The organism is Pseudoflavonifractor sp. SW1122 (assembly GCF_012027765.1).
In the GTDB taxonomy this organism is placed as follows: Bacteria; Bacillota; Clostridia; order Oscillospirales; family Oscillospiraceae; genus Enterenecus; species Enterenecus faecium.
The window spans coordinates 1-6,762 of the sequence record NZ_SJOS01000077.1 but is presented as its reverse complement, the minus strand read 5'-3'; the positions used below and the strand labels follow the sequence as shown (position 1 = coordinate 6,762).

Below are 6,762 nucleotides of genomic sequence, written 5' to 3'. Positions count from 1 at the left end.
CCTATACAAAAAATATTGTAATGATCGAATGAGTCAGAATAGTTCCCTTCATATATTATGGATTGCTGATGTGAGTAGAGCCCTGTAGAGTGAATTAAATCAATTATATTAGAAGCCGCTTTAATATCGCCAATTGTACATATTTCAACAAGATCATGTTTATTATGTAATTTTTTAGTGTAATTCGGCATAGCAATTTTGCAATCCAGTTTGCACAGAGATAAACATTCTCGTATTTTATGTTTTTTTATTGCTGGAACAATTTTGCTGGCGAGAAATCCTATAATTGTAGCAATTACAGTATAAAAGAGTGAAAATAAGAATGAGTATTGGTCTAAAAACTCTAGGAATTTCACAGGAGGCCTCCTTGTTTATAAAATGGGAATACATGGTGCTCGGTTTTTGTTTTCTGATGTGTTTAGGTGGCTAATGTAAATTCTGATATTAAAGATTAAACATTCTTGCAGTAAAATCTTGTATGGAAGAAATAGCTGCTGTCTGATTAGTCTTGTGAACTTGCATTGCAATGAAATACTGATCTTTCTTCGCAAGTTTATAAATATCTTTATAGTTTTTGGTGAAAAAATCTACTGCCACAGAAGTCCCAATGTCGGAACCACCAAATATCAAATGTACTGTTTTATTGATACTCAAATTGGTGATTTTTAATTTGATGAGGAATATATAATCGGTTTCTTTGTTTACAGGGAACAAAGTCGAAGTAGATGTCTCATCCTTTTTTTCAATGAGAAAACCATTAAATTCATCGGAATATTTTATACATTCAGTATGAATGTTAAAATACTTCTCATGTTGTTCTTTATTGCAAGGTTTATCTACAAAATAAAAGTTAGGAAAGAATTGGTATATATATGCGTTCGTGTGAACATTAGTGAGTTGCCCTCCGATATGAATTTCGTCAAACTGATTCTCATCAGTTTCAAAGATTTGGTATGGAATTTTTGCTGCATCGAGGAACTTACTAATTTTCCAAATAGAGATTGCCGAACGTTTGGTAATTACAAAATAATTTCTTGTAAATGTTTTCGAAATCATACCAGGGCCAAAAATTGATTGAGTAATCAAAATATGATGGTTTTCTGAATCTAAAACGGCCCTCATGTATCTTTTGCTGCTTAACCAATTGAAAAATTGAGGAATGTATGTAAATAAATTTAATACTATACTTACTACAGTAAAAAAAGAGGAAAAAAGAGAAGTAATAAAATTCATAGCTAAACAAACACTATTCATTGCCATAGTTGAAGTCAGCGCAAAAGGCACTGAATAAGTATTTAATCACACCTGCCTATAAAGATTTGTAAGGAAGAGATCCCAAAACAACAAATTATATTTATTGAGGTTTAAATAGTGCAAATACTTTTTTAGTTGTCTACATGTATCCTAGAATATCACTAACTTCAAATAATTTCAATAAAAGTAGAATTTAAACATTTTATTAGGCCTGACTGTTTGATACATTTGTATGGCTTGCTCTATGAAGTTCAAGTTATTAAGTTGCCTCCGGTACCGCCTATAGCATTGGGGCTGGCAAGGCACCGGACACCCGGCTCCCGGCGGCGGGAACGCCGCATCCCCAGAGTAGGCCCGGACGTGGAAACCACCTGGCGATAGGGCCAGTTGCCAAGGGTGGCCTGATATGGTGGCACAAACAGGAGCCACAGCAAGGGTAACGGGCCGAATTTAGACTTGACGCAGTTCCAGCCTGGTACCCCAAGGGAGGTCCTTAGGGGGGAACGCCCTAAGCGGGTTTTGGTTTCTTTTGCCCGCTCAAAAGAAACCCCCAGCGGGAAGCGTCCCCGCCAGGCTGGCAAGCCTGAAACAAGGGCGGTTAGACGGACACCCTCTCCGCCAGCCCTGACGGGCTGCCACCTCTCCCAGAGGGAGAGGCAAGGCCCCCTTCGTGAAATTTCATAAATTTGGTGTGGCACATTGAGGCAGTGTGTGCTATACTGTCCTTAGTGACTACTCTGGCGACGGGAGGTAAATCCCAATGAAGAAACGTGAACTCACCGTTCAGATTATGTTAGGCGGCCCCTCCAAGCGGATGGGGACGGACAAAGCCCTGGTGACCCTGGGGGGCAAAACCCTGTTGGATCGGGCGGTGGAGACCTGGAACCATTACGGCGCAGGAGTCCAGCTGTCTGTGGGCGCTCCGGAGCGGAAGGCTCTGGCCCCTGCTGGCACTCTGGCCGTGGCAGATATTTATCCTGACCGGGGCCCTCTGGCCGGACTCCATGCGGGTCTGCGGGCCTGTACCACCCGCTGGATGCTGCTGGTGGGCGTGAACTTCCCCTTCCTCACCCCGGCCCAGGCCGACACCCTGGTGGACGCCATCGGCGACGCCGATGCCTGTGTGTACACCATTGACGGAGTGCCTCAGCCCCTGTTTGGCGTGTACCGCAAGCGGTGCATGTCCTTTGCAGAGACCATGATGCTCAACGGCGATTACGACATCCGCAATCTGCTCAACTGGGCCAACACCGTGTACATCCCTCTGGAGGACACCGCCCCCTTCCGCAGCGTGGACACCCCCGCCGATTTGGAAGAGGCCGAAAACCTGATCTGAACCAACTAAAAAAGCGAAAAAGCCCCCCCTTCCCAAAGAAATTGGGAAGGGGGGGCTTGTACTTGAACAGCTTGTGGAAAACTTTGTGGAAGTTGTGGAAGCTGTGGAAATTGTCCCTATACCGCCCCTGCAAAATTGTGACCATGGGAGAGAGGACGGTATACCGTGCGGTACATGGTGAAGAAACACAGGAAACCGCAGACGAATTGAGAGACCGCTTCCGCCACAAAAACACCGTTCACGCCCCACAAAAAGGCCAGAAGTACGGTGAGGGGGGCGTTGATCACCGCTTTGCGGAGGATGGAAAAGAAAATGGACTTCTTGGCCTGGCCCAGCCCCACAAAAATGGACTGGCTGGAGATCATCAGGGCCATGAATACGAACATGGAGAAGTACACCCGCAGGGCAGGCACACCCGCCTGGAGCATGTCCGGGTTGTTGTTGAAGATGCGGATGAGCAGGCCGGGAATGGTCATGTTTAACAGCCAAATGAGGGCCGCATACCCCACCGTCACCCCTACGGCGAAGCGGATGCAGGCGCACACCCGGCGCTTCTCCCCTGCCCCGTAGTTGTACCCCAGCACCGGCTGGACGCCGCTGCTGAAGCCCTGAATGAGCATAAAGGTGACCTCTCGCAGGGAGTTGATGATGGTCATGACCCCCACGTACAGGTCGCCGCCGTAAATGTGCAGCACCTTGTTACATACAATCTGCACCAGGGAATTGGTGATGCTGGTGAAGAAGCCGGACAGCCCCAGGGTGATAATGCGCCGCAGGTGGTCCCACCGGGGGCGCAGGTGGCAGGGGCGCAGGGGAAGCAGCGATTTTTTCCCGGTGAGGAAGCTCAGCACCCACACCGCCGAGCAGGCCTGGGCGATGATGGTGGCGATGGCGGCCCCACGCACCCCCAGGTTCAGTCCGTAGATGAGAATGGGGTCCAGCACCAGATTTACCACCGCACCCAGCATTACGGTGAGCATTCCCTTGTTGCCGAAGCCCTGGGAATTGATGAAGGGGTTCATACCCAGACCCACGGTGACAAAGGGGGTGCCCAGCAGGTAGATGAAACTATAGTCCTTGGCGTAGGGCAACGTGGCGTCGCTGGCCCCGAAGGCCACCAGAATGGGGTCCAAAAAGGGAATGGTCACCAGAGGGATGGCAAACCCAAAGAACAGCAGCAGGGACAGGGTGTTGCCCATGACGGCGCTGGCCAGCCCCTCCTCCCCTTTGCCCCGGTAGATGGAGCACAGGGGGCTGCCCCCCATGCCGCCCAGGTTGGCAAAGGCCAGCACGATGGAAATGAGGGGCAGGGTGAGGCCCATGCCCGTGAGGCTGGTGTGGCCCACCCCGGGGACGTGGCCGATATACATGCGGTCCACCAGGGAGTAGAGGATGTTCACCACCTGGGCCACCGTCATGGGCACGGCGATGGAGAGAATGTTCCGGGCCACAGAGCCCTGGGAAAAGTCGTTTTGTACGGGGGTCAAGACAGGTCCCTCCAGAGGAAAGTGTTAGTGCAGCAGGGTATTTTCCTGATCGGTGACGCTCAGGTTGTCCTCGTTGGAGAAGTACTCCTCCAGCATGGAGGCCGCCAGAGCCGCCAGATTGCCGCCGGCGGAGCCCTTCTCCGCCACCAGGCACAGGGCCACCTGGGGGTCGTCGTAGGGGGCAAAGCAGACGAAGGTGGCGGTGGCGTCGCTGCCCGACACCTCGGCGGTACCGGTCTTACAGCCCACAGACACGGGCAGGTCGTCAAAGTACCGGGCCATGGAGGCGGTCTGGGACAGGTCGTACATGCCCTGTTTCACGGCTGCCAGGTCCTCGGGGTCAATGTCGATGGTGGAGGCCAGCTTGGGCTCGTATTCATACACCACTTGGGAGTAATCGCTGGACTTCACCTCTTTCAAAAGGTGAGTCTCGTAGCGGTTGCCCCCGTTGACCAGGGTGGCCACGTAGTTGGCCAGCTGGATGGGGGTGAACTGGTTGTCGCTCTGGCCGATGGCGGCAGACAGGGTCTGACCGGCGTACCACACGTCCCCCAGCTTCTCGGCGGTCTCCGGCCCGGCCACGGTGCCCTTGGACTCGGGCAGCTCGATGCCGGTGTACTGGCCCAGGCCGAAGGCGGTGGCGTAATCCACCAGCTTGTCAATGCCCAGGCGGCGGCCCAGGTCGTAGAAGAAGATGTTACAGGAGTCCTTGATGGCCTCGCTCACCGTCTCGCTGCCGTGGGACCCGCCGGTGCTGGTACGAATCCAGCACACGGGCTGATAGTCGGGATAATAGGTGTAAATGCCGGAGCAGTAGGTGGTGCTGGAGGGGGTGATCAGCCCCTCGGTGAGGCCTCCCACGGCGGTGACCATCTTAAAGATGGAGCCGGGGGCGTACACGCCCTGGGTGGCCCGGTTCAGCAGAGGCTTGGCGGGGTCGGTGAGCAGGTCGTTGTAGTCCTCCGTGTAGGTGGACAGGTCGTAGGTGGGATAGGAGGCCAGGGCCAGCACCCCGCCGCTCATGTCCACCATCACCGCCGCGGCGCCGGCGGGATCGGACAGCCCGGACACGAAGTCCCCCAGCAGCTGCTCGGTGTGGGCCTGGAGCTGGCTGTCCAGGGTGAGCACCACATGGTTGCCCGGCTGGGGCTCGGTCTGCCACTGCTGGCTCACCACCGCCCCGTTCTCGTCGGTCTCCAGCAGCCGGGTGCCGCTGGTGCCGTGGAGGTAGGACTCAAAGGCCAATTCCACCCCGTCCTTGCCCACATAGGCGTTCATGGGGTAGTTCAGGGCCTGGTAGGTGGGCCACTCCTCGGCGCTGATGAGGCCGATGCGGCCCAGCACATGGGCCGCCGCCTTGGTGTTGTACACCCGGTTGGTGGAGGTGACAATGGACACCCCGGGCAGGCCCAGCTCTTTCACCTGGGTGATGAAGGAGATGGACACGTCGGTGGCGAAGGTGTAGGGGTTGTAGGTGATCTGCTCCTGGCGCAGGGCCACCTCGTAGAGCACCCCCAGCAGCGCTCGCACCTGGGGGGTGAGCTCCTTGGTCTCCACCGAGAAGGTCTCACACATGGCCTCCATCAGCTCTTGGGCGGAAATTTGAGCGGTTTCGGCACGTTTCACCCACTTGTACTTCTCCGCCAGCTTGCCCAGCTGGGTGGGCAGAATCTCAAAGGTGCCATCGTCGTTGTCCGCCCGATAGGCGAACAGGTTCTCGTCCTTGGTGTAGGTCCAGGGGGCCTCTTTGGAGATGGGCAGGGTGTCGGACCACTCCACCCCCTCTTTCTCACACAGCTCCAGCAGCTGGGAGATCACCTCATTGACGTGGTCGCCCATGGAGGCGGTGTCCAGTTCCACGGAGTAGCCCAGGGAGTTGGACACCAGCACCCGGCCGTAGCGGTCCAGAATCTCTCCACGCACCCCGTCCACCGTCTCGGTCTGGGTGATGTTGTAGTTGGCGTTGGCCCGCCACTGGGCCCCGTCCACCACCTGCAACTGGTACAGGATGGAGAAGAAGCCCAGGAGGAGACAGCCGAACAAGACCATCAAAAGGGTGGAGCGCACCCGCAGCCGATGTCCTTCGTCCTCGGTGTGGGTGTCTTTGTTGTTGGAGTTAAAGTCGATGAATCTACTCATGATAATTCCTTCCGTATCGGAGACAAAAAGCCCTCGGCAGAGTTTGCCCGCCATGGGCGGGCAAATAAATTGAAATCACGTATTTTCCCAGGACATGTGCATGGGAAAATACACTTCTCAGCCCGTCAGTGTGGCCTTGGGTCGTCCTTTGACCCAAGGGTGCATGCAACGGGCTGCAAATCCTCCGGGAAATGCTTGCATTTTCCGGACGTTTACTCATGATATATCCTTCCGTATCGGAGACAAGAAGCCCTGGTCAAATCTTATTCGTGATAGATTCGACCGTAGTGGACGCAGCAGAAACGGTTCATTGCGTATACAGGAAACGCACACACCAGGGAGCACAGCCCTTCCCCTGCTGCCAGGGAGAGCAGCACCCCCAGGGGGGCGGAGGTGGAGGTGGCCACGGCCAGCAGCTGCACCGCCTCCCACACCACCAGCAGCACCACGCAGCAAATCACGTGGCCCCACAGGTCCTGACGCAGGACGTACTGGCCCAGCAGGCCGGACACCCAGCCCACAAAGGCCAGCAGGGCCACATAGCCC

At 54.4% G+C, this 6,762-nt stretch carries 6 protein-coding genes; 1 reads left to right on the top strand and 5 read right to left on the bottom strand.

Translation table 11 applies throughout. From position 1 onward, the window contains the following. Together E0L15_RS12270 and E0L15_RS11845 are read right to left on the bottom strand one after the other, a co-directional pair. A partial coding sequence (locus E0L15_RS12270) for a hypothetical protein (protein ID WP_206020636.1) occupies positions 1-356 on the bottom strand: 356 nt, incomplete at its 3' end. 88 nt (positions 357-444) lie between these two features. Beyond that, the gene (locus E0L15_RS11845; RefSeq protein ID WP_168125747.1) at positions 445-1,122 is read right to left on the bottom strand and encodes a hypothetical protein; all 678 of its coding nucleotides are present in this window, start codon (positions 1,120-1,122) and stop codon (positions 445-447) included. A gap of 892 nt (positions 1,123-2,014) precedes the next feature. On the opposite strand from E0L15_RS11845, the gene E0L15_RS11840 reads away from it, so the two are divergent. Next, positions 2,015-2,590: a molybdenum cofactor guanylyltransferase gene (locus tag E0L15_RS11840; RefSeq protein WP_087392385.1), complete on the top strand. Its 576-nt coding sequence runs from the start codon at positions 2,015-2,017 to the stop codon at positions 2,588-2,590. A 116-nt stretch (positions 2,591-2,706) separates the two neighbouring features. Here the strand turns inward: E0L15_RS11840 and E0L15_RS11835 are convergent, their stop codons facing one another. The 3 genes from E0L15_RS11835 to E0L15_RS11825 form a co-directional block, all read right to left on the bottom strand. Further along, positions 2,707-4,077: an MATE family efflux transporter gene (locus tag E0L15_RS11835; protein WP_243155482.1), complete on the bottom strand. Its 1,371-nt coding sequence runs from the start codon at positions 4,075-4,077 to the stop codon at positions 2,707-2,709. A gap of 24 nt (positions 4,078-4,101) precedes the next feature. Further along, positions 4,102-6,216: a penicillin-binding transpeptidase domain-containing protein gene (locus E0L15_RS11830; RefSeq protein WP_168125746.1), complete on the bottom strand. Its 2,115-nt coding sequence runs from the start codon at positions 6,214-6,216 to the stop codon at positions 4,102-4,104. A gap of 263 nt (positions 6,217-6,479) precedes the next feature. Next, positions 6,480-6,762: hypothetical protein (locus E0L15_RS11825; RefSeq protein ID WP_168125745.1), on the bottom strand; the 283-nt coding region annotated here is incomplete at its 5' end.

Coding starts and splice junctions, on each gene's coding strand:
- E0L15_RS11845 (WP_168125747.1), bottom strand. CDS start 1,122: ATGAGGGCCGTTTTAGATTCAGAAAACCATCATATTTTGATTACTCAA.
- E0L15_RS11840 (WP_087392385.1), top strand. CDS start 2,015: ATGAAGAAACGTGAACTCACCGTTCAGATTATGTTAGGCGGCCCCTCC.
- E0L15_RS11830 (WP_168125746.1), bottom strand. CDS start 6,216: ATGAGTAGATTCATCGACTTTAACTCCAACAACAAAGACACCCACACC.